A 23,027-nucleotide genomic window follows, 5' to 3' on the forward strand; every position below is an offset into this window, starting at 1 on the left:
GCCGTCGACGGTCCATGCTGCCGGCCATGACGAATCCCATGGAGAGGCCCCGGAACGCCGGCGTCTCGCTGGACCCGCCCTTGCTGCCTGACGTCGAGATCTACACGCGCGAACGCCGACGCGAGATCGAGGACCAAGTCCGCGAGGGCACCCTCACCCGGATACGTCCCGGCGTCTACGGGCCGCGCGTCGTCGAGGACAGCGTCGCGAAGCGCATCCAAGCGCAGATGCTTCAACAGGTCCGCGCTTCCGTCGAGCGCCTCCGGGGGGAGTTCTGGTTCAGCCACGTGACGGCGGCGGTCTTGTGGGGTTGCTGGACGTGGAAGTCCGACGGCCTCGTACACCTGACCGAGCTGCACAATCCGGCGATCCGTCGGTCGACCGAACGAACGATCCGGCGACACTGGACGGACCTGCCCGTCCGCGACCGGTCGTCCGTCAGCGGAGTCCCCGTAACGTCGCTGGAGCGGACAGCGGTCGACTGCGCCCGTATGCTCCGCCCCGGGTCGGCGCTCGTCGTACTCGATGCCGCGCTCCGCAAGGGAGCGGACCGTCGACTGATGGCGACCATCCTTGAGGAGAGCCGCGGCAAGAGGGGCGTTCGTCAGGCCCGCGAACTGCTCCCTCTCGCGGTCGCAACCTCCGAGTCGCCGGGCGAGAGCATCGTCCGCTGGGTGGCCCTCGACGCCGGGCTGCGCCCGCCGTCCACCGCTATCCCCGTCGTGACGGACATCGGCAAGTTCTGGGTCGACCTCGGATGGGCGGAGCTCAAGATCGGGATCGAGTTCGACGGCGAGGAGAAGTACAGCGGGAAGTACGGCGACCCGGTCGAGGTGCGCCGTCGGGAGCGTGAACGACAGGCGGCCCTCGAGCGCGAGGGATGGATCATCCTTCGGTTTCGCTGGGACGACTTCCTCGACCTGGACGCGATCGCCGACGAGATCCGCCGCGCGCAGGCTCGCCGCCGTAGCGAGACCGCGAAGTAGTACGGCCGCCGGTATACCTCGCGAGGTATACCGGCGGCCGTACTACTTCGCGGGAGGGAGAGCGTGTCGATCAGAGGGAGATGGTGCGCGACGACGGTGCGTCCGACGAGATCTCCGCGTACGCCGCCTGGAGCAGCGCAGGGTCCGGACCCTCGAGCCGCGTGGGGCGCGCGACGTCGTCGAGCACGACGAACCGCAGCAGGTCGCCGCGCGTCTTCTTGTCGCGACGCATCGCGGTCAGGAGCTGGTCCCAGCGGTCCCCGCGGTACGTGGTCGGGAGGCCGAGCGACGACAGGATGGCGCGGTGCCGGTCGACGACCTCGTCGTCGAGCTTGCCCGCGAGCCGCGACAGCTCGGCCGCGAAGACCATGCCGACAGAGACGGCGGCCCCGTGCCGCCACCCGTACCGCTCGGCCAGCTCGACCGCGTGCCCGAGGGTGTGGCCGTAGTTGAGGATCTCCCGCAGGCCGGCCTCCTTGAGGTCCTCCCCTACGACGGCGGCCTTCACGGCGATCGAGCGCTGGACGAGCTCGGCCACGACGGCCCGCAGCTCGTCGGACGGCTCGCCACCGGTCGCCTCCCACGAGCCCCAGTCGCGCAGCTCGGACGCGTGCGCCTCGACGAGCTCGAGGATCCGGGGGTCTGCGATGAAGCCGGTCTTGACGACCTCCGCCAGCCCGGCGACGAACTCGAACCGTGGCAACGACTCCAGCGTCGCCAGGTCTGCGAGGACGCCGGCGGGAGGGTAGAACGCGCCGACGAGGTTCTTGCCCTCGGCGGTGTTGATCCCCGTCTTCCCCCCCACGGCCGCGTCGACCATGGCGAGCAGCGTCGTCGGGACGTGCACGACGCGGATCCCGCGGAGCCAGGTCGCGGCGACGAACCCGGCGAGGTCGGTCGTCGCTCCCCCGCCGACACCGATGATCGCGTCCGAGCGCGTGAAGTCCGCCTGGCCGAGCACGCCCCAGAGGAAGGCTGCGACCTGCGCGGACTTGGCCTCCTCGGCGTCGGGGACCTCGGCGAGGAACGCCTGGTAGCCGCTCGCCTCGAGGTCGTCGCGCACGACCTCCGCAGACGCGGTGAGCGACGGCTGGTGCACGATCAGCACCCGGCGCACGTTCTCACCGAGCAGCCGCGGCAGCTCGCCGAGCAGATGCCGGCCGACGAGCACGTCGTACGGTGCGTCCCCTCGCACGGTCACGACCTCGGGCGCCGGGCCCGCCGGGTCCACGGGCGACTCGCTCACGCGTCTTCCTCCGTCCCGGGCGCGGCATCGTGCCGGGCCCGCTCGATGTGCCGGGCGATCTCGTCGACGACGCGCCTCGGGCCGTGCACGTCGGTGGTGACGCGCAGGGTGGCGACCGCCTCGTAGACGGGTCGGCGCGCCGTCATGAGCTCGTCCCACCGGGTCATGGCGTCGCCCGCGAGCAGCGGCCGGCTGGTGTCGCCCCGCAGGCGGCGCGCGGCGTGCGGACGACTCACGTCGAGGAACACGACGACGCCGCCCGCAGCAGCGTACGCGGCGAGCAGCTCCTGCGTGTCGGGGTGGAGCACAGCGCCCCCGCCGAGCGAGAGGACCCCGCCGTGCCCGGCCAGAGCGGCGGCGACCGCGTCCCGCTCGAGCGCCCGGAACGCCGGCTCGCCCTGCTCGGCGAAGATCGTCGCGATCGCGAGGCCTGCCGCTTCCTCGACGTCCGTGTCGGTGTCACGCCCTTCGACGCCGAGCCGCCGCGCGAGGTGTCGCATCACGGTCGACTTGCCGCTCGCAGGCGGTCCGACGAGGACCACGACGGGTCGAGGCGACATCGCGCGGCTCAGCGGAGCAGCTCGGGGACGGCCGCGAGGTACGCCTGCGCGTTGCGACGCACCTCGGCGACGGAGTCGCCGCCGAACTTCTCGAGCGCGGTCTGCGCGAGGACGAGCGCGACCTCGGCCTCGGCGACGACCGCGGCGGGCGGCACGGCGCACACGTCGGAGCGCTGGTGCTGCGCGGTCGCGGCCTCGCCCGTCACGACGTCGACGGTCGCGAGCGCGCGCGGCACGGTCGAGATCGGCTTCATCGCCCCGCGCACGCGCACGACCTCGCCGTTGCTCATGCCGCCCTCGACGCCGCCGGCCCGGTTCGACGCCCGCTGGATGAGGCCGTCCTCGCCCCGGACGATCTCGTCGTGCGCCTGCGACCCGCGCCGGTGCGCGGTGCGGAAGCCGTCGCCGACCTCGACGCCCTTGAACGCCTGGATCCCCATGATCGCGCCGGCGAGGCGTGCGTCGAGCCGCCGGTCCGCCGACACGTACGACCCGATCCCCGACGGCACCCCGTACGCGAGCACCTCGACGACGCCGCCGAGCGTGTCGCCGTCCTTCTTGGCCTCGTCGATCTCGGCCACCATCGCGGCCGACGACGCCGGGTCGAAGCAGCGCACCGGGTCGGCGTCGAGGGCGGCGACGTCGTCGGGCGTGGGCAGCGCCGCGCCGTCGGGCACGTCGACCGACCCGATCGCGACGACGTGCGACACGAGCCGTACCCCGAGCGCCTGCTCGAGGAACGCGGCGGCGGCACGGCCCAGCACGACGCGGGTCGCGGTCTCCCGCGCAGACGCCCGTTCCAGCACGGGGCGCGCGTCCTCGAAGCCGTACTTGCGCATCCCGACGAGGTCCGCGTGCCCCGGGCGGGGCCGGGTCAGGGGCCGGTTGCGGGCGATCTCGCGCTCGTCGCCCGTGCCCGCGTCGACCAGGAGCGCCTCCGGAGGCACCGGGTCGGCTGCCATCACGTCGACCCACTTGGGCCACTCGGTGTTGCCGATCTGGATCGCGAGCGGACCGCCCTGCGTGAGCCCGTGGCGCAGGCCGCCGAGCACGGTGAGCTCGTCTTGCTCGAACTTCTGCCGCGAGCCGCGCCCGTACCCCAGGCGCCGGCGCGCGAGGGCCGCCCGCAGGTCGTCGGAGACGAGCTCGACCCCGGCCGGCAGGCCCTCGATGATCCCGACGAGCGCCGGGCCGTGCGACTCACCTGCGGTCAACCAACGGAGCATGGGCCGATTCTTCCACGTGCCCACGGCGTGGACGGCCGCCGTCCGGTGCCTGGACCACACCCTGTGGACGACCGCGATACGACGCGCGGCGTCTCGCTACAGTGCCGCCGTGCCGACGACGCAGCCCACCTCCCCGACCGACGCGCCCGATCTCCCGCTCACCGGGGCGTCGGTGCTGCGCTCCCCGCGGAGTCTCGCCGAGGCGCTGCGGCGGGAGGTGGCCCCGGTGCGTGTCGCCGCATCGGTGGTGACGACAGTCGCTCTCGCGCTCGTCGGGATCGCGGTCGGCGCCGCGGTCGCGGGACGGCACGACCCCACCGTGGGCGGGACCGCCCGGCTCGTCGTCGTGGCGGCGCCGGCCCTCGTCGTGCTGGCCCTCGTCGCGGGCCCCCTGTGCGTCGTCGACGCACGCACCCACCGTCTGCCCGACGTCGTGACCTACCCGGGCATCCTCCTGGTCGTGGTCGCGCTCGGCGGGGCCGCGCTCGTCACGGCCGACGGCGCGGCCGCGCTCCGCACCGTCGTCGGCGCCACCGTCACGGCCGGCTTCTACGCCGTGCTCTCCCGGCTCGGCGGCCTCGGGCGCGGCGATGTCAAGCTGGCGTGGTTGGTCGGGCTGCCGCTGGCCTGGACCGGATGGGGCGTGCTCGCGAGCGGGGTGCTGCTGGCCTTCCTGCTGGGCGGGCTCTGGTCCGTCGCGCTGCTCGCACTGCGGCGAGCGCACCGCAAGACGGCCGTCGCGTTCGGCCCGTTCGTGCTGGCGGGAGCGCTGCTCGCGATCGTCCTGGCGCCTCTGGCCGCACCGGCCGTCAGCGGGTGAGGAGCGCCTCCTGCAGCGCGGCGTCCATGGCCTCCAGGGGCGCTGCGCGGCCAGTCATGAGGCGGACCTGCTCGGCCGCCTGGTGCAGGAGCATCCGCTCCCCGTCGACCGTGTCGCCTCCCGCCTCCCGCCACGCCGCGGCGAGCGCGGTCGGCCGCGGGTCGTACGCGACGTCGAGCAACAGGCCCTCGACGGGGCCCGCGAGCTCGGCCGCGAGACCGTCGGCCGCGTGGGGTGGGAGGGTCGAGACGATCACGTCGTGCCCCGGGAGCCGCCGCGCCGCGTCGTCGAGGAGCACGAAGCGCGGGCGCACGTCGAGCCGCTCCGCGACCTCCGCGAGGTCGGCCGTCCGCACGAGCGAGCGCCCGTAGACGACCGGTTCGATGCACCCCAGCTCCCGCAGCGCGGCCAGGGCCGAGGCCGCCGTCGCCCCCGCGCCGAGCACCGCGGCGGAGCCCACGACGGGTGGTGCGAACGGTGCGGCACGACCCGTGCGATCAACCGACACGGCGAGGAGCCCCTCGCGCAACGCCGAGACCAGCCCGTGCACGTCCGTGTTCGAGCCGTGCCGCCCCTCGCCGTCGAGCACGACCGTGTTGACGGCCCGCACCTGGAGCGCGAGCGGCGTGACGTCGTCGAGCAGCTCGATGACCGCCTGCTTGAGCGGCATCGTGAGGCTCAGGCCCGCCCACGTGTCGTCGAGGCCGTCGAGGAACGCCGGCAGCGCGTCCTCGGTGACGTCGTCGGCCGAGTACGACCTGTCGTCCAGACCCAGCGCCGCGTAGGCGGCGCGGTGCAGGACCGGCGAGAGAGAGTGCGAGACCGGGTGGCCGAGGACGGCCGCGCGCCGGCGCGTCACTTGGACGGGTTCGCCTTCTGCCACGCCTCGAGCTCCTTCTCGTTCTCCTGCTGCTCCTGGTACGTCACTGCGAACTTCGTCTTGCCCGTGTCCAGGTTCACCGCGACCCAGAAGAGCCAGTCGCCGTCCGCCGGGTGCAGCACGGCTTTGACCGCGCTCTCGCCCGGTGACGCGATCGGGCCGGGCGGCAAGCCCGTCAGCACCCGTGTGTTGTAGGGGTTCTTCTTGTCGACCAGGTCCGCCTTGGTCAGGTCGGTGCCCGACTTGTGCGCCCCGTAGGCGACCGCCGCGTCGATCCCGAGCGTCATGCCGCGGTCGAGGCGGTTCTCGATCACGCGCGCCATCTTCGGCTGGTCGGCAGGAATCTTCGCCTCGCGCTCAATCAGGGAGGCCTTGATGAGGACTTCTTCCTGCTCGGAGGACGGCACCTTGAGCTTCTTCAGCTCCGCCTTGGTCTGCGCGACCATCTGAGCCAGGATCTGCGTCGCCGACACGTCCGGGTCGAACGAGTACGTCGCCGGATACAACCAGCCCTCGTAGTTCCCCTTCGCCGCAGCCGGCAGACCCGTCGCCTTCGTGTTCTTCTTCGCCTTCGCGAACTCCGATGCCGGGATCCCCGTCACCCCACTGGCCCGCGAGACGATCTGGTCGACCGTGTACCCCTCGGGAACCGTGACCTGGTACTCGACGCGCCCGGTGTTCGCCGCGAGCATCGAGACCGCCTCCGACGCCTTCATCTGCTTGCGCAACGTGTACACACCAGGCTGGATCCCGGCAGAGTTCGGGTTGGAGCTGTATGCCGCGGTGAAGGCCTTGACGCTCTTGACGACCCCGGCCTCCAGCAACGTGTTCCCGATCGCGGTGCCGGTGTCACCCGGGTTCACCGTGACCTGCACCGAACCCGTGCCCTGTCCCGTGTAGTCCTCGGCCTTCGGGTGCAACGACCCGAACGACAGACCCGGCAGCACGTGCTCGTACACGAACCATCCCGCTCCGCCCACCACGACGAGCGCGAGGAACAGCACCACGACCCGGCGTCGACGCCGCCGACGGCGCGCAGCAGCCGAGGCCTTCTGACGGCGGCGCTGAGCGGTGCGAGAGGTGGCGGGCGCGGGGCCGGTCGTCGGCGGCGGAGGTGCCGAGAACAGGTCCGTCATGCCGTCCTACCTCTTTCCCGTCGTGTCTTCGTTCGTGCTCCCCCGCCTGCCGTGCGCGGGCGACTCATGCGGTGACGAGCTCGCCTGCCCGCTCCCCTGCGCGACGCTCGGCGTCGAGGGCGGTCTGGAGGATGATAACCGCCGCTACCTGGTCGACCACGGACCTCTGCTTGCGGCCCGGACGACCCGCCTGCTGCATCGAGCGGTGCGCGCTCACGGACGACATGCGCTCGTCCACGAGATGGACGGGCACGGGGTCGATCGCTCGCGCGACCACCCCAGCGTACGCGCGGGCGGCCTGTGCGGAAGCACCCTCGGCACCCGAGAGGTGGCGTGGCAGCCCGACGTACACGACACGTGCACCCCGTTCGACCACCTCGTCCACGATGCGCCGGACGTCGGCTGCGGCGGCCGTGTCGCGACGCAGCGTCTCCACCGGGGTGGCGACGAGGCCGTCCGGGTCGCTCGCAGCGAGCCCGACCCGGACGGTCCCCACGTCGATCGCGAGGCGTGGCCCTCGTTCGAGAGTCACGACGCCTGCGCGGCCACCGCGTCACGGACGGCGTCGAGCGCCGCGGGCACGGCCGCTGCGTCCTGGCCGCCTCCCTGGGCGACGTCGTCCTTGCCGCCACCGCCGCCGCCGAGGACGCCCGAGGCAGCCTTGACGAGGGCGCCGGCTCGGACGCCGGCCTGGCGGGCCGAGCCGTTCGTCGCGGCCACGACGAGCGGGCGGCCCTTCGCGACGCCCGCGACGGCGACGACGGCCGGGTCGGCCTCGCCGAGGCGCGACCGGACGTCGAGCGCGAGCGCGCGCAGGTCGTCGGCCGACGCCACGTCGCCGGCGTCGTGCGTCACGACGCGGACGGACCCGACCTGGCCGGTCTGTGCGGCGAGCGGACCCGCCTGGGCGAGCAGCTGGCCCTGACGGACGCCCGCCAGCTCCTTCTCCGCGTCGCGCAGACGCGACATCAAGGACGACACCCGGTCGGTGAGCTCCTCGGGCCGAGCCCCGACGAGCTGGGTGAGCTGCCCGACGAGCGCGTGCTCCTTGGCCTGGAAGCCGTACGCACCGTCGCCGACGAGCGCCTCGACACGCCGCACGCCCGACCCGACGGAGGACTCCCCGAGCAGCGTGACGCGGCCGATCTCGCCGGACTGCTTGACGTGCGTCCCGGCGCACAGCTCGCGTGACCAGTCGCCTCCGATCGACACGACCCGGACCCGGTCGCCGTACTTCTCCCCGAACAGCGCCATGGCGCCGAGCGACTTGGCCTCGGCGATCGGCATGACCTGGTCGGTCACGTCGAGGTTGTCGACGAGCAGGGTGTTGACCCGCTCCTCGATCTCGCCGAGCGCACTCTGCGGGACGGCCGACGCCGACCGGAAGTCGAAGCGCACGCGGTTCGGCGAGTTCTCCGACCCGGCCTGGGTGCGGTCCGGGCCGACCGCCTCGTGCAGCGCCTTGTGGATCATGTGCGTGGCGCTGTGGGCCTTGCTGATCGCCTTGCGGCGGGCGAGGTCGATGGTCCCGGTCCCCCGGTCGCCGAGCGCGACGGTCCCCTCGACGAGACGCCCCCGGTGCACCGAGAGGCCCTTGAGGGGGCGCTGCACGTCGTCGACCTCGATGGTCGCGCCGCTGTCGAGCACGATCGTGCCGTGGTCGGCGAGCTGCCCGCCGGCCTCGGCGTAGAACGGGGTCCGGTCGAGCACGACCTCGACGTCGGCCGGGGCGGTCGCGGCGGGCGCCGGCACGCCGTCGACGAGGAGGCCGGCGACCCCCACCTCCGCCTTGGTGTCGGTGTAGCCGAGGAACTCGACGGGAGCGGTGAGCTCCTTCTCGACGGACTCGTAGGCACGCAGGTCCGCGTGGCCGGTCTTCTTGGCGAGCGCGTCGGCGCGCGCGCGGCGCTTCTGCTCGGCCATCAGGTCGCGGAACGCCTTCTCGTCGACCTCGACGCCCTGCTCGGCGGCCATCTCGAGGGTGAGGTCGATGGGGAAGCCGTAGGTGTCGTGGAGCGCGAAGGCCTCGTCGCCGCCCAGGACCGGCGTCGTCCCGGCCGCTGTCCCGTTCTTCACGCGGGCGACCGCCGTGTCGAGGATGGTCGTGCCCTGCGCGAGCGTGCGGCGGAACGACTCCTCCTCCGCGTAGACGACCTCGCTGATGCGCGCGAAGTCGTCCTCGAGGTACGTGTAGGACGCCTTCATCGCGTCCTTGGACACCGGCAGCAGCTCGACGAGCGCCGGCTCGTCGTAGCCGAGCAGCCGGACCGAGCGCACGGCCCGCCGGATCAGCCGACGCAGCACGTAGCCACGGCCCTCGTTCGACGGCCGGACGCCGTCGCCGACGAGCATGAGGGCCGAACGCACGTGATCCGCCACGACACGCATGCGGACGTCGTCCTCGTCGGAGGTGCCGTCGGCGTACCGCTTTCCGGTGAGCGACTGCAGGCGCTCGATGACCGGGAAGACCTCGTCGATCTCGTAGAGGTTGTTCTTGCCCTGGAGCAGGTACGCGAGCCGCTCCACGCCCAGCCCGGTGTCGATGCTCTTCTGGTCGAGCTCACCGAGCAGCGGGTAGTCCTTGCCCTGTCCCTCGCCGCGCAGGTACTGGTCGAAGACGAGGTTCCAGATCTCGATGTAGCGGTCCTCGCTGGCCGCGTCCTCGGGCCACACCGGGTGCTGCCCGCCGGTCGCGTCGGGTCCGAACTGCGCGCCGCGGTCGTAGAACCACTCGCAGCAGGGACCGGCCGGCCCCGGCTGGCCGGTGTCCCAGAAGATCTCCTTGCGGGGCAGCCGGACGATCCGGTCGACCGGCAGACCGACCTGCTCGGTCAGGACGCGGTACGACTCGTCGTCCTCCTCCCACACCGTGGCCCACAGCCGGTCGGCCTCGAGGCCGTACCCGCCCTCGGACTGCTCGGACGTGAGCAGCTCCCAGGCGTAGGTGATGGCACCTTCCTTGAAGTAGTCGCCGAACGAGAAGTTCCCCGCCATCTGGAAGAACGTCCCGTGCCGGGTCGTCCGGCCGACGTTCTCGATGTCGTTGGTGCGGATGCACTTCTGCACGCTCGCGGCACGCTTGTACGGCGCCTCCTGCGAGCCGAGGATGTACGGGATGAACGGGACCATGCCCGCGATCGTGAAGAGGATCGAGGGGTCGGGCGACACCAGGGACACGCTGGGGACGAGCGTGTGCCCCTTCGACTCGAAGTAGTCGAGCCAGCGCTGACGGATCTCGGCGGTACGCATGGGGTCCTTCGGTTCGGGCGGCCCGCCGCGGCGGGCGGTCGTCATGGTGTCGTGCAGGCGGAGGGGTCCGCGTCAGAAGAACGCGTAACCCACGTCGGGATCATCCTCGTCGCGCGGGACGCCGCGCGGGTCCGCAGCGCTCGCGTCACCCGGGCGACGACCTTCGGCGCGGGCCCGCCGGACGTCGTCGGGAGCGGGCTGACCCTCCGCGAGGAGCGCTGCCTCGAGCTCGGCCTCGCGCGCGTCGCGCGCCGTGCGGAACTCCTCGCCGAACGTCCGGACGAACGTCACGGCGCGCCCCCCGGCGGCGTTGGCGCGGTCGGTCGCCTGGTCGACGAGCGACGCGGGCGCGTAGCGGGCGACGATCTTGCGGCCCTGGCGGACCACGACGACGGTCACCGCGACGCCGACACCGATCCAGAACAGGCGCCTCACGCGGCACCACCCGAGCCGCGGCCCGACGCGCGGGCGAACGCCTTGCGGACTCCGTAGCTGAACGCGGCGACCTTGACGAGCGGGCGGCCGATCGTCGCGGCGTACAGACCGGTGAGCGCGGACACGTTCTCGCTGACCTGCGCCGCGGACGTCGTGATGACGTCGACCTTGGCGAGCTGGCCGTTGGTCGAGGCGACCGTCGTGGCGGCCTCGTCGAGGATCGGGACCGAGTGCTCGGTGATCTGCCGCACGGACTCGCGCGTCTCGTCGAGCACACGTCCCAGCTTGAGCAGCGGTACGGCGAGGAACCCGACCAGCAGGACGAACGCGATCGCCGCGATCAGTCCCGCCACGTCACCGACGCTCATGTGCTCCCTCATCTCTGTCCGGGTAGACGACCCGTGCGGGCCGCGACGCCACCTTACCGAGGTGGCCGGGCTCGTGCGGCGCCCGGTCGGCCGGGGCCGCGCGTCGTGCACGCGCAGCCGCGGACCGGGCCCGGACACACGGACGCCCCGCTCGCACCTGAGCGGGCAAGCGGGGCGTCCGACGTGCGGCGGGCTGGGTCAGCGCGCGTAGTACTCGACGACGAGCTGGACCTCGCAGGTCACGGGGACCTCGGCGCGCTTCGGGCGGCGGGTCAGCTGCGCGGAGAGCTTCTCGAGCTGGACCTCGAGGTAGCCCGGGACGGCCGGGAGCACGTCGCGGTGCGCGCCCGCGGCGGCGACCTGGAACGGCGTGGTGGCCTGGCTCTTCGGCTTGACCTGGATGGTCTGGCCCGGCTTCACGCGGAACGAGGGACGGTCGACGATCTTGCCGTCCACGAGGATGTGGCGGTGCACGACGGCCTGGCGCGCCTGCAGGATGGTGCGGGCGAAGCCGGAGCGCAGCACGAGGGCGTCGAGACGCGTCTCGAGGTTCTCGACGAGCGCCTCACCGGTCAGGCCCTTGTCCTTGCGGGCCTCCTCGTAAGCGCGAGCGAGCTGCTTCTCGCGGAGCGCGTACTGGGCGCGCAGACGCTGCTTCTCGCGCAGCCGGACGGCGTAGTCGGACTCGGTGCGGCGGCGGGCGCGGCCGTGCTCGCCGGGCGGGTAGGGGCGCTTCTCGAAGTGCTTGACGGCCTTCGGGGTCAGGGCGATGCCGAGCGCACGGCTCAGACGCACCTGACGGCGCGAGCGGGTCACAGAGGACACGGTTGTTCCTTCTCTTCCTGTCGTGTTCTGACGTCGCACCGGGCGGTCGGAAGACCGGCGGCGCTGGACCAGCCGACGAGCCCCGCTCTGTCGAGACGAGCGGGCTACGGGGCCGAGGTCCCAGGGGTCGCCCGAACGGGCAACCCGTCAATGCTACCGCACGCGGCACCACGTCACGGAACGCGCCGGGCGGTCCGGGGCGGGCCGGAACGCCCCGGTCAGTCGCCGTCGAGGATCTGACGGATGCGAGCGAGGCGATCCTGCACCTGGCGCTCGTACCCGCGGTCGTTCGGCTCGTAGTAGCGGCGCCCGACGAGCTCGTCGGGCAGGTACTGCTGCGCGGCGATCGCGTGCGGCGCGTCGTGCGCGTACCGGTACCCCTCGCCGTGGCCGATCTTCTCGGCGCCCGCGTAGTGCGCGTCGCGCAGGTGCGACGGCACCGTGCCCACGCGTCCCGCGCGGATGTCGGCGAGGGCCGCGTCGACCCCGAGGTAGGCGGCGTTCGACTTCGGGGCGGTCGCTAGGTGCACGACCGCCTCGGCCAGCACGATCCGCCCCTCGGGCATCCCGATGAGCGCGACCGCCTGAGCCGCGGCGACAGCCGTCTGGAGCGCCGACGGGTCGGCCATGCCCACGTCCTCCGCGGCGGAGATGACGAGGCGCCGCGCGATGAAGCGCGGGTCCTCCCCCGCCGCCACCATGCGCGCGAGGTAGTGCAGCGCGGCGTCGACGTCGGACCCGCGGATCGACTTGATGAACGCGGACACGACGTCGTAGTGCTGGTCGCCGTCGCGGTCGTAGCGCACCGCCGCGACGTCGACGGCGCGCTCGATGGTCTCGAGGTCGACGCCCGGCGTCCCGGTGCCCGGGCCCGTCTCCGACAGCGCCGCACCGGCCGCGGCCTCGAGGATCGTCAGCGCCTTGCGCGCGTCGCCGCCGGCCAGGCGCAGCAGGTGGTCCTCCGCGTCCTCCTCGAGCACCACCGAGCCGGCCAAGCCGCGCTCGTCGTCGAGCGCCCGTCGCACGACCGCCCGGACGTCGTCCCCGGTGAGCGGCTCGAGCGTGAGCAGGAGCGAGCGCGACAGGAGCGGCGCGTTGACGGAGAAGCTCGGGTTCTCCGTGGTCGCGGCGACGAGCGTCACCCAGCGGTTCTCGACGCTCGGCAGGAGCGCGTCCTGCTGGGTCTTGGAGAACCGGTGCACCTCGTCGACGAACAGCACGGTCTCCTGGCCGCCGTTCACGAGCCGGCGGCGTGCGTCGTCGATCACGGCGCGCACGTCCTTGACCCCCGCCGTCACCGCGGACAGCTCCACGAAGCGGCGTCCCGAGGACCGCGCGACCAGGTACGCGAGCGTCGTCTTGCCCGTGCCCGGCGGGCCCCACAGGATCACCGACGACGGCGCGGCGCGCCCCGCGTCCCCCGCGGCGTCGTCCACGAGCCGGCGCAGCGGCGAGCCCGGACGCAGGAGATGGGCCTGGCCGACGACCTCGTCGAGCGTCCGCGGACGCATCCGGACGGCGAGGGGCGCGGACGCGGGGACCTCGGGCAGGCCCGTGGGGCCGGTCGAGGCGGCGTCGAACAGGTCCCCGAGCACGTCCATGACACCGAGGGTACGCAGCGCGACCCACAGAGCGGGCACGCGCGCGGGCCCCGCGAGCGTGACGCACCCGCGCACGGGATGGAATGCTGACCCCGTGTTCGCCAGCCTCGGTCGCGCCGTCGCGCGGCACCCGCTCCGCGCCGTCGCCGCCTGGGTGCTCGTCGCCGCGGTCTCCTACCTGGTCGCCGTCGCCGGTATCGGCTCCGACGGAGGACTGTTCGACCGCGTGACGTCGGGAGAGCCACAGGTCAGCGGCTCGGAGAGCGCCACCGGGCTGGCGCTCATCAACTCCTCCAGCGAGCAGGCCGTCAGCATCACCGTGATCGTCGACCACGCGCCGCCCACCACCAAGGGCCTCGCGACCGCGCTCGGACCGCTGCACGAGGACCTGACCGGCACGGACGGCGTCGACACGGTCATCGACCCGTTCGTCCTGCCCGACGGCCCGAAGTCCGACGCCGCGAAGCCGTTGATCGCCCAGGACGGGCACGGGTTCATCGTGGTCGTCGACCTCAAGGCGTCGCTCAGCGACACCCAGACGAAGGCCGCCGAGGACGCCGTCGTCGACCGGCTGCGGGAGATCCCCTCGGACGTCGGCTCCGTCGCACCGGACGCCACGGTGCGCGTCTCGAGCGACGACCTCGTCGTGCACGCGATCACCGAACAGCTCGAGAAGGATCTGCGCACGGGTGAGGCGATCGCGCTCCCCGTGGCGCTCGTGATCATGGTCCTGGTCTTCGGTGGGCTCCTCGCCGCGAGCATGCCGATCCTGGGCGCGCTCGCGTCGATCGGGTGTGGCTTCGGGGTCCTCTACCTGCTCACGTACGTGCTCGACGTCGACGCGACCGTGATCAACGTCGTGACCGTCCTCGGCATCGGCCTGTCCATCGACTACGGCCTGCTGGTCGTCTCGCGCTACCGCGAGGAGCTCGCGCGTGCCGATGCGCCCGACGACGGCACCACGCCCCGCCGACGACGGCGCGGCGGACGCGGGGGCAGCGCGCACGAGGCGCTCGTCGCCACCGTGTCGACCGCGGGGCGCACCGTCGCCTTCTCCGCGCTCACCGTGGCGATCTCCATCGCGACGCTCGCGATCTTCGAGCCCGAGCTCATGCGCGCGATCGGCGTCGCGGGCGTCGCGATCATCCTCCTCGCGCTCGCGACAGCGCTCACGCTCGTGCCCGCGCTGCTGCGGATGTCGGGGACCCGCCTGGCACGGCCCGGCGTCGTCGGCCGGATCCCCGGGCTCCGGGCGGTCCTCGCCCGCACGTCCGACGTGTCGGCGGACGAGGGCGTCTTCTCGCGCCTCGCGACCCGGGTCCAACGCCACCCGCTCCTCGTGCTCGTGGGCTGCGTCGCCGTCCTCGCGGTGCTCGCGGCGCCCGCCGCGGGGCTGCAGCTCCGGAACTCCGGGATCGAGCTCCTCCCGTCCGACAGCGAGTCCCGCCAGTTCGTCGCCGAGCTCTCCGACCAGTACCCGGCCTCGCGCAGCCCCGAGCTGCGCGTCGTCGTGCAGGGCACCGAGCAGCAGGGCAAGGAGCTCGCCGGCAGGATCGCGGTCCTGGACGGCGTGCAGTCCGTCGACCCGCCCGCCCAGGGCGACGGCATCGAGGTCCTGGGGGTCCGGACGAGCGACCACGACCCGGGCAGCACGGCCGTCGTCGACGTCGTCCACGAGATCCGCGACCTGCGCGACCGGGGCGTCACCACGACCTTCTACGTGACCGGGCAGGCCGCGGGGCAGGTCGACTTCACCTCCGCGCTCGCCGACCGGCTCTGGTGGGCGGTCGCGATCATCGCGCTCGCCACGTTCGTGCTCCTCGCCGTCATGACCGGCTCCGTGGTGCTTCCGATCAAGGCCCTCCTGACGAACGCGCTCTCGATCTTCGCGTCGCTCGGAGTGCTGGTGTGGGTCTTCCAGGACGGGCACCTGTCCGGCCTGCTCGACTTCACGAGCACCGGCGGCATCGAGGTGTACGTCGTCGCGCTGGTGCTGGCGTTCGCGTTCGGCCTGGCGATGGACTACGAGGTCTTCCTGCTGTCCCGGATCAAGGAGCTCCACGATGCCGGGGTCTCGCCGCGGGAGTCCGTCCGGCTGGGCCTGCAGCGCTCGGGCCGCATCATCACGAGCGCAGCAGCGATCATCATCGTGGTGTTCGCCGGCTTCGCGGCCGGGCGTCTGCTCGTGACCAAGGAGATCGGGTTCGCGCTCGCGGTGGCCGTCTTCATCGATGCGACGCTCGTGCGGATGCTGCTCGTCCCCGCGACGATGACGCTGCTCGGTCGCGCCAACTGGTGGGGGCCGCGCTGGCTCACGAGGCTGTCGGCGCGCGGTGCCGTCCGGTCGTGACCGCGACGCTGTCCGTCGGGGCGTAGCGCGTTAGCGTGGCGGGCATGAGCGAGCCGCAGCGCAGCGCCCCCGCCGACGACGCCGTGCACCGCCCGCCGGAACGACCGACGGTCTTCGAGGCGTGCGGTGGCGCCGCGGCGATCCTCGCGCTCGCCCACGCGTGGCACGCGCGCTGCCTGGCCGACCCGGAGGCGGCGCACCCGTTCACACGGCGTCCCCTCCACCCCCGCCACTCGGAGCGCCTCGCCGCCTACTGGGGCGAGTCCCTCGGCGGCCCGCCCGCCTACACGTCCGCGCTCGGCACCGAGGCGGACATCGTCCGCACCCACTCGGGCAACGGTCCGCACACCTCGCTCGACGTCGCGGCCACGGCCTGTTTCGTCGCGGCCCTGGACGACGCCGGGATCCCCGGCGACCCGGCTCTCCGCGACACGTTGACGCGCTGGTTCGTGTGGTCGAACGACCTCGTGAACCATGGCTGGCCGACGCCCGCCGACGTTCCCCACGACCTCCGCCTCCCCCGTTGGGGGTGGGACGGTCCGATCAGCTGAGCCCGGCCAGGTCGCGCAGCCGCGCGGCCTGCGCGGTGCGCTCCGCCGCGAGCTGCTCGTCGGCCGTCCGCGTGGCCGCGTCGCGCAGGAGGCTGGTGACCGCGCGCACCGCACCGGCGGGCGGGGCGAGCAGGCTCGCCACCAGGTCGCCGACGGCGTCGTCGAGGGCGTCCGTGCCGACGACGGCGTTCGCGAGCCCGATCCGCTCGGCCTCGGCTGCGTCGACCCAGCGGCCGGTGGCAGCGATCTCGAGCGCGCGGGCCTTCCCGACGAGCTCGACCAGGGGCTTGGTGCCGCCGAGGTCGGGGACCAGGCCGAGCTGGACCTCGCGGAGGCTGAGCCGCGCGTCGTCGGCGAGGACGCGCAGGTCGCACGCGAGGGCGAGCTGGAACCCCGCGCCCACGGCGTGCCCCCGGACGACCGCGACGGTCACGGCGTCGACCCGGTGCCACCAGGTGAAGGCTCGCTGGTACTCGGCGATGGCCGTGACGGTCCGGTCCTCGCCGGCGGCGACGAGATCCGCGAGGCTCGGCTCGCCCGGAATCCCGCCGGGGCTGAGCATCGCGCGGTCCAGACCGGCCGAGAACGACGCGCCGGCCCCCCGCAGGACGACGACCTGCACGTCGCGCGGGACCGCCTCCCCGACCGCCGCGAGAGCACGCCACGTCGCGGGCGTCTGGGCGTTGCGCGCCTCCGGACGGTCGAGCGTCACCGTGAGCACCGGTCCGTCGAGCGACGCGCGCACGCGACCTGCTTCCAGGAGCGCCGCATCGACCGAGGTGAAGGGGGTGGTCACGCGGTCACGCTAGACGCCGCAGGCCCGCGGTCTCGGGTAGAGACCACGGGCCCGCGGAGTGCGACCGGTGTCAGGCGGCCGGGGCGGGCTCGCTGCCCTGCGCCTCGCCGCGCTTCTCGACGGGCTTCGCGTCGACGCCCGCCTCCTTGCGCTGCTCGACGGTGATCGGCGCCGGCGCGCCCGTCAGCGGGTCGTAGCCGCCGCCCGACTTCGGGAACGCGATGACGTCGCGGATCGACTCGGAGTCCGTGAGGAGCGCGACGATCCGGTCCCACCCGAAGGCGATCCCGCCGTGCGGCGGCGCGCCGAACTGGAACGCGTCGAGGAGGAAGCCGAACTTCTCCTGCGCCTGCGCCTCGTCGATCCCCATCACCTGGAAGACCCGCTCCTGCACGTCGCGGCGGTGGATACGGATCGAGCCACCGCCGATCTCGTTGCCGTTGCACACGATGTCGTACGCGTAGGCGAGCGCGTTCCCGGGGTCCTGCTCGAACGTGTCGATCCAGTCCGGCGTCGGACTCGTGAACGCGTGGTGCACCGCGGTCCAGGCGCCCTCGCCCACAGCGACGTCGTCGTCCTCACCGGTCGGCTTGAACAGCGGCGCGTCGACGACCCACACGAACGCCCAGGAGCCCTCCTCGATCATGCCCGTGCGCTTCGCGATCTCCAGGCGGGCGGCGCCCAGGAGCTCGCGGGACTGCGTCACCTTGCCGGCGGCGAAGAAGACCGCGTCGCCCGGGTTCGCGCCCGTCACGTCGCGCAGCCCCTCCCGCTCGGCGTCGGACAGGTTCTTGGCGACCGGGCCGGCCAGCGTGCCGTCCTCGGCGAACGTCACGTATGCGAGCCCCTTGGCCCCGCGCTGCTTGGCCCACTCCTGCCAGGCGTCGAACTGACGGCGAGGCTGCGACGCCCCGCCCGGCATGACGACGGCGCCCACGTACGGCGCCTGGAAGACGCGGAACGGGGTGTCCTTGAAGTAGTCGGTGAGCTCGACGAGCGGGTTGCCGAAGCGCAGGTCGGGCTTGTCGCTCCCGTATAGACGCATCGCGTCCGCGAAGGTCATGCGCGGGATCGGCGTCTCGATCCGGTAGCCGATCAGGTCCCACAGCGCGACGAGGATCTCCTCGCCGAGCGCGATCACGTCGTCCTGCTCGACGAAGCTCAGCTCCACGTCCAGCTGCGTGAACTCCGGCTGGCGGTCGGCGCGGAAGTCCTCGTCGCGGTAGCAACGGGCGATCTGGTAGTACCGCTCGAGCCCGGCGACCATGAGGAGCTGCTTGAAGAGCTGAGGCGACTGCGGCAGCGCGTACCAGCTCCCCGGCGCCAGACGGGCCGGCACGACGAAGTCGCGGGCGCCCTCCGGCGTCGAACGCGTCAGCGTCGGGGTCTCGACCTCCACGAAGTCGTGCGCGTCGAGGACCCGGCGGGCCGCCTGGTTGGCCTTCGCGCGCAGACGCAGCGCGTGAGACGGCGTCGGACGGCGCAGGTCGAGGTAGCGGTGCTTGAGACGCGCCTCCTCACCGATCGTCTCGGTCCCCTCGAGCGCCGTCGAGACCTGGAACGGCAGCGGCGCCGACTCGTTCAGCACGACGACGTCGCTCGCGACGACCTCGATCTCGCCCGTCGCGAGGTGCGCGTTCTCGTTGCCGTCGGGACGGCGCGAGACCTCACCCGTCACCTGGAGGACGAACTCCGCTCGCAGCGGGTGCGCGACGGCCTCGTCGCGGATCACGACCTGGGCGATCCCCGACGCGTCACGCAGGTCGATGAACGCCACTCCCCCGTGATCCCGGCGCCGGTCGACCCAGCCCGTGAGGGTGACGGTCTGACCGATGTGGTCGGCTCGCAGCGAGCCGGCCGTGTGGGTGCGGAGCACGGAGATGTCCTTTCGAGAACGGCGGTGTGGGCCGTCCGAGTCTAATGGAGCACCGCGGCCCGGGCCGTCCCGCCCCCGCCCGGACGACGACCGCGACCCGGCCTGTGGAAAACCGTCCCACCGCTCCGGGCCGCGGCTATCGTTCCGGTCCGGGGGTGAGCGACCGATGACCGATCTCCGCGTCGACCTCGACGCCGTACGACAGCTCGGCACGGACCTGGGCCACGTCGCCGACGAGCTCGAGCAGGCCAACGCCCGCAGCGACCGCATCGCGGCCGCTGTCGGGCACGAGCACCTGGCCCGCACCGTGCGCAAGTTCGCCCACGACTGGGACGACACCCGCAAGAAGATCACGGGAAGCGTTCGGGCGCTGGCGGACGCGTCGTCCCAGGTGGCCGAGGCGTTCGAACAGGCCGACCACGACCTGGCCCACGCCCTGACCGACGCGAGCTGAGGAGCGCCGTGCCCGAACCGGAACAGTCCACCGCGCCGGCGCTGCGCCAGGCGCTCGAGGCGCACGACCGGGCCGCCGCCGGCGCCGCGCTGCGCGACGGACCGGCGCTCGTGCCGCACCTGGCCCGACCGGACGGCACGCCGCAGGTGCGCGTCTTCCCGTCGCCCGCGGGCGCGGCCGGGCCGTACGAGCTCTGCCTGTTCTCGTCCGCGGGCTCGCTCGAGGCGTTCCTCGGGAACGACCCCGGCCGCGAGCTGAGCGTCCGTCGTCGCGAGTCGCTGGCCCCGTTCCTCCGCCGCCACGGCGCGGCCCTCGCACGCGTGGTCGTCGACCCGGGCGGGCCGGACCCCATGACTTTCGGCGTCGCGGAGCTCCTCGCGCTGCTCGAGACGGACCCCGCCGACGACGACCCGACCGGCCTCTTCGACGGCACGGGCGCGGGCATCAGCCCGGAGGGCCGTGAGGCGCTCGCGACGTCGGGCCGGCCCGGCGGGTCGCGTGGCGTGGGCATCGAGCTGCACCTGCCCGACCACTGGGCCGTCCTGGACCCCGAGGACCCCGAGCGCCTCGGCGAGCAGGTCCGGGAGCTCGTCGAGAGGCAGACGGTCATCCTGGGCGACCAGGGCGGGCCGCTGCGACGCGACCTGCGCGCGAGGCTCGTCGAGACCTCGCTGACGGCCGCCTCGGCCGGTGCCCAGGTCGTGGCATACCTCGCGCTACCCGGGACGGAGGCGGCGCTCGGGCTCGGCCTCACGCTCTACTGGCACGACCTCGGCCCGGAGACCGGGAGGCAGACCCATCTCCGACGGCTCGAGGAACAGCTCGCTGCGACCGCCCAGCCCGCCGACGCGCTCACCCGGACCGAGACGCTCTCCGGGCCCTTCCTGCGCCGCGTGCGGCACGGCCACGGCTCCGACGAGGTGGGCGGGTCGGACCTCCCCCTCCTGCTCGTCGACTACTGGGCCGAGGCGCCGGGCCGGCAGTCGGTCGCCCGGCTGTCGTTCTCCTCGCCCCACGTCGAGCTCCGGGACCAGCTCCTCGCCCTCACGGACAAGGTCCTGTTCGCGACCGAGTGGCTCATGAGCGCCCCCGCCGACGTCGCGGTGTGAGACTGGGCCCATGCCTCGCACCATCGCCACGAACACGTCCGTGGACCGCGACGACCTCCTCGCGTTCCTCCGCCCGCGCCACCACGCCGTGCTCGTCACGACCCGCGCGAACGGGCTCCCGCAGGCCAGCCCCGTGACGTGCGGGGTCGACGACGCCGGCCGCGTCGTGATCTCCACCTATCCCGAGCGCGCGAAGGCGGCGAACCTGCGCCGCGACCCCGCCGCGACGCTCTGCGTGCTGAGCGACGACTTCGGGGGCGCGTGGGTGCAGGTCGACGGGACCGCCGAGGTGATCGACCTGCCGGACTCGGTCGAGCCTCTCGTCGAGTACTACCGGTCGATCTCCGGCGAGCACCCCGACTGGGCCGAGTACCGCGAAGCGATGGTCACGCAGGGCAAGTCGCTGATCCGCGTGACGATCACCGGCTGGGGACCGATCGCCACGGGCGGCTTCCCCGCGCGCCTCGCTGACGGCTGAGGGAGCCGGCGGCGGCGCACACTGACCGCGTGTCCCGCCCGCCCCGTCTCCAGGAGCTCGTCACGTGGTCGTTGCCCGGGCGCCACGCGCCGACGCTCCGCACGTCGGCCGGGCGTTGGCTCCCGGACGCGTTCCCCTCGCTGCTGGTCACCGTGCTGTCCGCCGCACTCTCGGGCGGCGACGGGGGAGGCGCTACGGCGCCGATCGGCGAAGCCTCGGTCGCGCGCTCGCGGCTGCCCCGTGACCCCGCGAAGGCCGTCGTGTCCCTGGTCGTCCGCGGCGGCGACGCACGCTGGATGCCCCCGCGCTGGGCGGACCGCCCGGTGCTCCACGTGACGCAGGACCTCGCGTACGTCGAGCGCGCGGCCCGCCCGCGCATCGTGCTCGACCTGGACCGGATCCGGCTCGTCTCGCTGGCGAGGGACGTCGAGGCCGACCACACGGAGGCGGGTTTCGTCAGCGCCATGCTCGACCACGTACCGGGCACCTTGCCGGTCACCCCCGACGTTCGGATCAGGCACCCCGATGACGAGTGCGCCGCCGTCATCGAGACGCCGCAGGGCACGTTCACGGCCGTCGGCCCGTGGGTCGCGGTGGCGTGGCTGGGACTCGTCGCCCGGTGGCCAGACCCGGGACACGGTGACCAGTAGGCTGCCCACCATGCCGGTGACGTTGTGCGTCCTGCTGTGGGAGACCGAGGGCAACGGCGACCTCCTCGCCGAGTACGAGGACGCCGTGCTGGCGCTCGTGCCCGAGCACGGCGGCACGGTGCGCGAACGGGTGCGTCGCGCCGCCGCACCGGGCGAGCCGCGTGGCGGCGACCCGTTCGAGGTGCAGATCATCGGCCTGCCCGACGACGCAGCGCTGGCCTCGTACCTGGCCGACCCGCGACGCACGGCACTCGCGGACGTCCGCGACCGCGCGGTCGCACGCACGCAGATCGTGCCCGTCGACCGCGTCGGAAGTCACTGAGCGGCTCGCAGCGACGCGGAACCCTCGGACGCCGTCAGAACAGCGCAGGCTGCGCCTGCGCCGAAGCCGACGGCGAGGCCCGCCGTGCGACGTCGTGGGCGGCCGCCGCCCGCACGCCCCACCGCTGGCCCTGGTCCCAGGTCCCGTCGAGCCGATGCTTGCGGAGGAGCGGGCGCACGCGGTCGGCCAGCCAGCGCTGGTAGTCCCGCGACGCGTACGCGCGGTCCCCGTACACCCGTCGGTACCCGGCCACGAGGTCCGGCCGGTACTCGGCGAGCCACTGCAGGTACCACTCCCGCGCCCCCGACCGCAGGTGGAGCGCGAACACGGTCGCGCGCTCGGCGCCGGCGGCGGCGATCTCCCCGAGGATCGCGTCAAGGTGCTCCGTGGAGTCCGTCAGCCAAGGCAGCACCGGCGCGACCATGACGTGGCACGACAGGCCTGCGTCACGCACGGCGCGCACGAGGTCGAGCCGTGCGCGCGGTGTGGGTGCGCCGGGCTCGACGGCACGGTGGAGCGCGTCGTCGAGGGTCGTGAGCGAGACCCCGACGCTCACGGGCACCTGTTCCGCCGCCTCCTGGAGCAGCACGAGGTCACGTCGCAGCAGCGTGCCCTTGGTGAGGATCGAGAACGGGGTGCCCGACGACGCCAGCGCGTCGATCACGCCCGGCATGAACCGGTAGCGCCCCTCGGCCCGCTGGTAGGGGTCCGTGTTGGTGCCGAGCGCGACGTGCTCGCCCTTCCACGACGGTCGCGCGAGCTCCGCCCGCAGGACCTCCACGAGGTTGACCTTGATCACGAGCTGCGAGTCGAAGTCCTCGCCCGTGTTCAGGTCGAGGTAGCGATGGGTCCCCCGAGCAAAGCAGAAGCGACACTGATGGCCGCAACCCCGCACCGGGTTGATCGTCCAGCGGAAGGGCACCTGCGATGCGGCGGGCACGTGCGAGAGCGCGCTCTTGCACAGCACCTCGTGGAACGCCGTCCCCGCGAACTCCGGCGTCCGGACCGTGCGCACGAAGCCGGCGCGCTGCAGCCCGGGCAGCGCACCGTCGTCGACGTCGAGAGCCTGGCCGTCCCATCGCATGACCCGATTCGAACACGTGTTCGAA

The 23,027-nt window shown here is 73.1% G+C and carries 23 protein-coding genes; 9 read left to right on the forward strand and 14 right to left on the reverse strand.

Features of this window, described 5'->3' with window-relative positions:
• Positions 1 to 26 precede the first annotated feature (26 nt).
• Positions 27 to 986 (forward strand): DUF559 domain-containing protein, encoded by a 960-nt coding sequence (locus KDY119_RS09265; protein ID WP_153022233.1) that lies wholly within the window; start codon positions 27 to 29, stop codon positions 984 to 986.
• Between the two features lie 70 nt (positions 987 to 1,056).
• On the opposite strand, the gene aroB is transcribed toward KDY119_RS09265, so the two are convergent.
• From aroB to aroC, 3 genes are read right to left on the reverse strand one after another with little or no spacing between them, the layout of a single operon-like run.
• A complete protein-coding gene (aroB, locus tag KDY119_RS09270; RefSeq protein WP_227994595.1) occupies positions 1,057 to 2,232 on the reverse strand; it encodes a 3-dehydroquinate synthase in 1,176 nt (391 codons plus the stop codon).
• On the reverse strand, positions 2,229 to 2,792 hold the full coding sequence (locus KDY119_RS09275) for a shikimate kinase (RefSeq protein WP_036950126.1): 564 nt from the start codon (positions 2,790 to 2,792) through the stop codon (positions 2,229 to 2,231). Before KDY119_RS09275 ends, aroB begins: the two co-directional genes overlap by 4 nt.
• Positions 2,793 to 2,800: 8 nt before the next feature.
• Positions 2,801 to 4,018 carry a chorismate synthase gene (gene aroC / locus KDY119_RS09280; RefSeq protein WP_153022234.1) on the reverse strand — a complete coding sequence of 406 codons (1,218 nt, stop codon included), beginning with the start codon at positions 4,016 to 4,018 and terminating at the stop codon, positions 2,801 to 2,803.
• A gap of 109 nt (positions 4,019 to 4,127) precedes the next feature.
• Between aroC and KDY119_RS09285 the strand changes: the two genes are divergently transcribed.
• The gene (locus KDY119_RS09285; RefSeq protein WP_227994596.1) at positions 4,128 to 4,838 is read left to right on the forward strand and encodes a prepilin peptidase; all 711 of its coding nucleotides are present in this window, start codon (positions 4,128 to 4,130) and stop codon (positions 4,836 to 4,838) included.
• On the opposite strand, the gene KDY119_RS09290 is transcribed toward KDY119_RS09285, so the two are convergent.
• From KDY119_RS09290 to KDY119_RS09325, 8 genes are all read right to left on the reverse strand, one after another.
• Positions 4,828 to 5,721 (reverse strand): shikimate dehydrogenase, encoded by an 894-nt coding sequence (locus KDY119_RS09290; RefSeq protein ID WP_227994597.1) that lies wholly within the window; start codon positions 5,719 to 5,721, stop codon positions 4,828 to 4,830. The genes KDY119_RS09285 and KDY119_RS09290 overlap by 11 nt on opposite strands.
• Positions 5,694 to 6,854: an endolytic transglycosylase MltG gene (mltG, locus tag KDY119_RS09295; RefSeq protein ID WP_036950120.1), complete on the reverse strand. Its 1,161-nt coding sequence runs from the start codon at positions 6,852 to 6,854 to the stop codon at positions 5,694 to 5,696. The genes KDY119_RS09290 and mltG overlap by 28 nt, the downstream gene beginning before the upstream one ends.
• Before the next feature lie 64 nt (positions 6,855 to 6,918).
• A complete protein-coding gene (gene ruvX, locus KDY119_RS09300; protein WP_036950118.1) occupies positions 6,919 to 7,386 on the reverse strand; it encodes a Holliday junction resolvase RuvX in 468 nt (155 codons plus the stop codon).
• Positions 7,383 to 10,103 (reverse strand): alanine--tRNA ligase, encoded by a 2,721-nt coding sequence (gene alaS, locus KDY119_RS09305; RefSeq protein WP_153022235.1) that lies wholly within the window; start codon positions 10,101 to 10,103, stop codon positions 7,383 to 7,385. The genes ruvX and alaS overlap by 4 nt, the downstream gene beginning before the upstream one ends.
• Positions 10,104 to 10,175: 72 nt before the next feature.
• A complete protein-coding gene (locus KDY119_RS09310; RefSeq protein ID WP_036950116.1) occupies positions 10,176 to 10,538 on the reverse strand; it encodes a hypothetical protein in 363 nt (120 codons plus the stop codon).
• Positions 10,535 to 10,906 carry a DUF948 domain-containing protein gene (locus KDY119_RS09315; protein ID WP_036950114.1) on the reverse strand — a complete coding sequence of 124 codons (372 nt, stop codon included), beginning with the start codon at positions 10,904 to 10,906 and terminating at the stop codon, positions 10,535 to 10,537. The genes KDY119_RS09310 and KDY119_RS09315 overlap by 4 nt, the downstream gene beginning before the upstream one ends.
• Before the next feature lie 198 nt (positions 10,907 to 11,104).
• Complete coding sequence (gene rpsD / locus KDY119_RS09320) at positions 11,105 to 11,731, reverse strand: 30S ribosomal protein S4 (RefSeq protein WP_036950112.1); 627 nt, start codon at positions 11,729 to 11,731, stop codon at positions 11,105 to 11,107.
• Between the two features lie 218 nt (positions 11,732 to 11,949).
• Positions 11,950 to 13,332 (reverse strand): replication-associated recombination protein A, encoded by a 1,383-nt coding sequence (locus tag KDY119_RS09325; protein WP_153022236.1) that lies wholly within the window; start codon positions 13,330 to 13,332, stop codon positions 11,950 to 11,952.
• 94 nt (positions 13,333 to 13,426) lie between these two features.
• On the opposite strand from KDY119_RS09325, the gene KDY119_RS09330 reads away from it, so the two are divergent.
• Both KDY119_RS09330 and KDY119_RS09335 read left to right on the forward strand, forming a co-directional pair.
• Complete coding sequence (locus KDY119_RS09330) at positions 13,427 to 15,682, forward strand: MMPL family transporter (protein WP_036950106.1); 2,256 nt, start codon at positions 13,427 to 13,429, stop codon at positions 15,680 to 15,682.
• Positions 15,683 to 15,726: 44 nt separating this feature from the next.
• The gene (locus KDY119_RS09335) at positions 15,727 to 16,233 is read left to right on the forward strand and encodes a globin domain-containing protein (RefSeq protein ID WP_083890827.1); all 507 of its coding nucleotides are present in this window, start codon (positions 15,727 to 15,729) and stop codon (positions 16,231 to 16,233) included.
• On the opposite strand, the gene KDY119_RS09340 is transcribed toward KDY119_RS09335, so the two are convergent.
• Positions 16,226 to 17,029 (reverse strand): enoyl-CoA hydratase/isomerase family protein, encoded by an 804-nt coding sequence (locus KDY119_RS09340; protein ID WP_153022237.1) that lies wholly within the window; start codon positions 17,027 to 17,029, stop codon positions 16,226 to 16,228. The two genes, KDY119_RS09335 and KDY119_RS09340, sit on opposite strands and share 8 nt — an antisense overlap.
• Positions 17,030 to 17,099: 70 nt before the next feature.
• Positions 17,100 to 18,905, reverse strand: a complete 1,806-nt coding sequence (gene aspS / locus KDY119_RS09345; protein ID WP_036950104.1) for an aspartate--tRNA ligase — start codon at positions 18,903 to 18,905, stop codon at positions 17,100 to 17,102.
• A gap of 166 nt (positions 18,906 to 19,071) precedes the next feature.
• Between aspS and KDY119_RS18860 the strand changes: the two genes are divergently transcribed.
• From KDY119_RS18860 to KDY119_RS09370, 5 genes are read left to right on the forward strand one after another with little or no spacing between them, the layout of a single operon-like run.
• On the forward strand, positions 19,072 to 19,359 hold the full coding sequence (locus tag KDY119_RS18860; protein WP_036950102.1) for a type VII secretion target: 288 nt from the start codon (positions 19,072 to 19,074) through the stop codon (positions 19,357 to 19,359).
• A gap of 8 nt (positions 19,360 to 19,367) precedes the next feature.
• The gene (locus tag KDY119_RS09355) at positions 19,368 to 20,468 is read left to right on the forward strand and encodes a hypothetical protein (protein WP_153022238.1); all 1,101 of its coding nucleotides are present in this window, start codon (positions 19,368 to 19,370) and stop codon (positions 20,466 to 20,468) included.
• Positions 20,469 to 20,478: 10 nt separating this feature from the next.
• Complete coding sequence (locus tag KDY119_RS09360; protein WP_036950098.1) at positions 20,479 to 20,946, forward strand: PPOX class F420-dependent oxidoreductase; 468 nt, start codon at positions 20,479 to 20,481, stop codon at positions 20,944 to 20,946.
• Between the two features lie 29 nt (positions 20,947 to 20,975).
• Positions 20,976 to 21,596: a hypothetical protein gene (locus KDY119_RS09365; protein WP_036950096.1), complete on the forward strand. Its 621-nt coding sequence runs from the start codon at positions 20,976 to 20,978 to the stop codon at positions 21,594 to 21,596.
• 10 nt (positions 21,597 to 21,606) lie between these two features.
• Positions 21,607 to 21,918, forward strand: a complete 312-nt coding sequence (locus KDY119_RS09370; RefSeq protein WP_036950094.1) for a hypothetical protein — start codon at positions 21,607 to 21,609, stop codon at positions 21,916 to 21,918.
• 34 nt (positions 21,919 to 21,952) lie between these two features.
• On the opposite strand, the gene KDY119_RS09375 is transcribed toward KDY119_RS09370, so the two are convergent.
• Entirely contained in the window at positions 21,953 to 23,002 is a 1,050-nt protein-coding gene (locus tag KDY119_RS09375; protein WP_036950092.1) for an Rv2578c family radical SAM protein, read from the reverse strand.
• Between the last annotated feature and the right edge of the window lie 25 nt (positions 23,003 to 23,027).

Source organism: Luteimicrobium xylanilyticum (genome assembly GCF_009429125.1).
Taxonomy (GTDB): Bacteria; Actinomycetota; Actinomycetes; order Actinomycetales; family Cellulomonadaceae; genus Luteimicrobium; species Luteimicrobium xylanilyticum.

What these genes read in the sequence shown, in the direction of transcription:
- KDY119_RS09360 (WP_036950098.1), top strand. Translation starts at nt 20,479, where the DNA reads ATGCCTCGCACCATCGCCACGAACACGTCCGTGGACCGCGACGACCTC.
- KDY119_RS09325 (WP_153022236.1), bottom strand. Translation starts at nt 13,332, where the DNA reads ATGGACGTGCTCGGGGACCTGTTCGACGCCGCCTCGACCGGCCCCACG.
- KDY119_RS18860 (WP_036950102.1), top strand. Translation starts at nt 19,072, where the DNA reads ATGACCGATCTCCGCGTCGACCTCGACGCCGTACGACAGCTCGGCACG.
- aroC (WP_153022234.1), bottom strand. Translation starts at nt 4,018, where the DNA reads ATGCTCCGTTGGTTGACCGCAGGTGAGTCGCACGGCCCGGCGCTCGTC.
- KDY119_RS09375 (WP_036950092.1), bottom strand. Translation starts at nt 23,002, where the DNA reads ATGCGATGGGACGGCCAGGCTCTCGACGTCGACGACGGTGCGCTGCCC.
- KDY119_RS09370 (WP_036950094.1), top strand. Translation starts at nt 21,607, where the DNA reads ATGCCGGTGACGTTGTGCGTCCTGCTGTGGGAGACCGAGGGCAACGGC.
- KDY119_RS09265 (WP_153022233.1), top strand. Translation starts at nt 27, where the DNA reads ATGACGAATCCCATGGAGAGGCCCCGGAACGCCGGCGTCTCGCTGGAC.
- mltG (WP_036950120.1), bottom strand. Translation starts at nt 6,854, where the DNA reads ATGACGGACCTGTTCTCGGCACCTCCGCCGCCGACGACCGGCCCCGCG.
- KDY119_RS09335 (WP_083890827.1), top strand. Translation starts at nt 15,727, where the DNA reads ATGAGCGAGCCGCAGCGCAGCGCCCCCGCCGACGACGCCGTGCACCGC.
- alaS (WP_153022235.1), bottom strand. Translation starts at nt 10,103, where the DNA reads ATGCGTACCGCCGAGATCCGTCAGCGCTGGCTCGACTACTTCGAGTCG.
- KDY119_RS09315 (WP_036950114.1), bottom strand. Translation starts at nt 10,906, where the DNA reads ATGAGCGTCGGTGACGTGGCGGGACTGATCGCGGCGATCGCGTTCGTC.
- KDY119_RS09275 (WP_036950126.1), bottom strand. Translation starts at nt 2,792, where the DNA reads ATGTCGCCTCGACCCGTCGTGGTCCTCGTCGGACCGCCTGCGAGCGGC.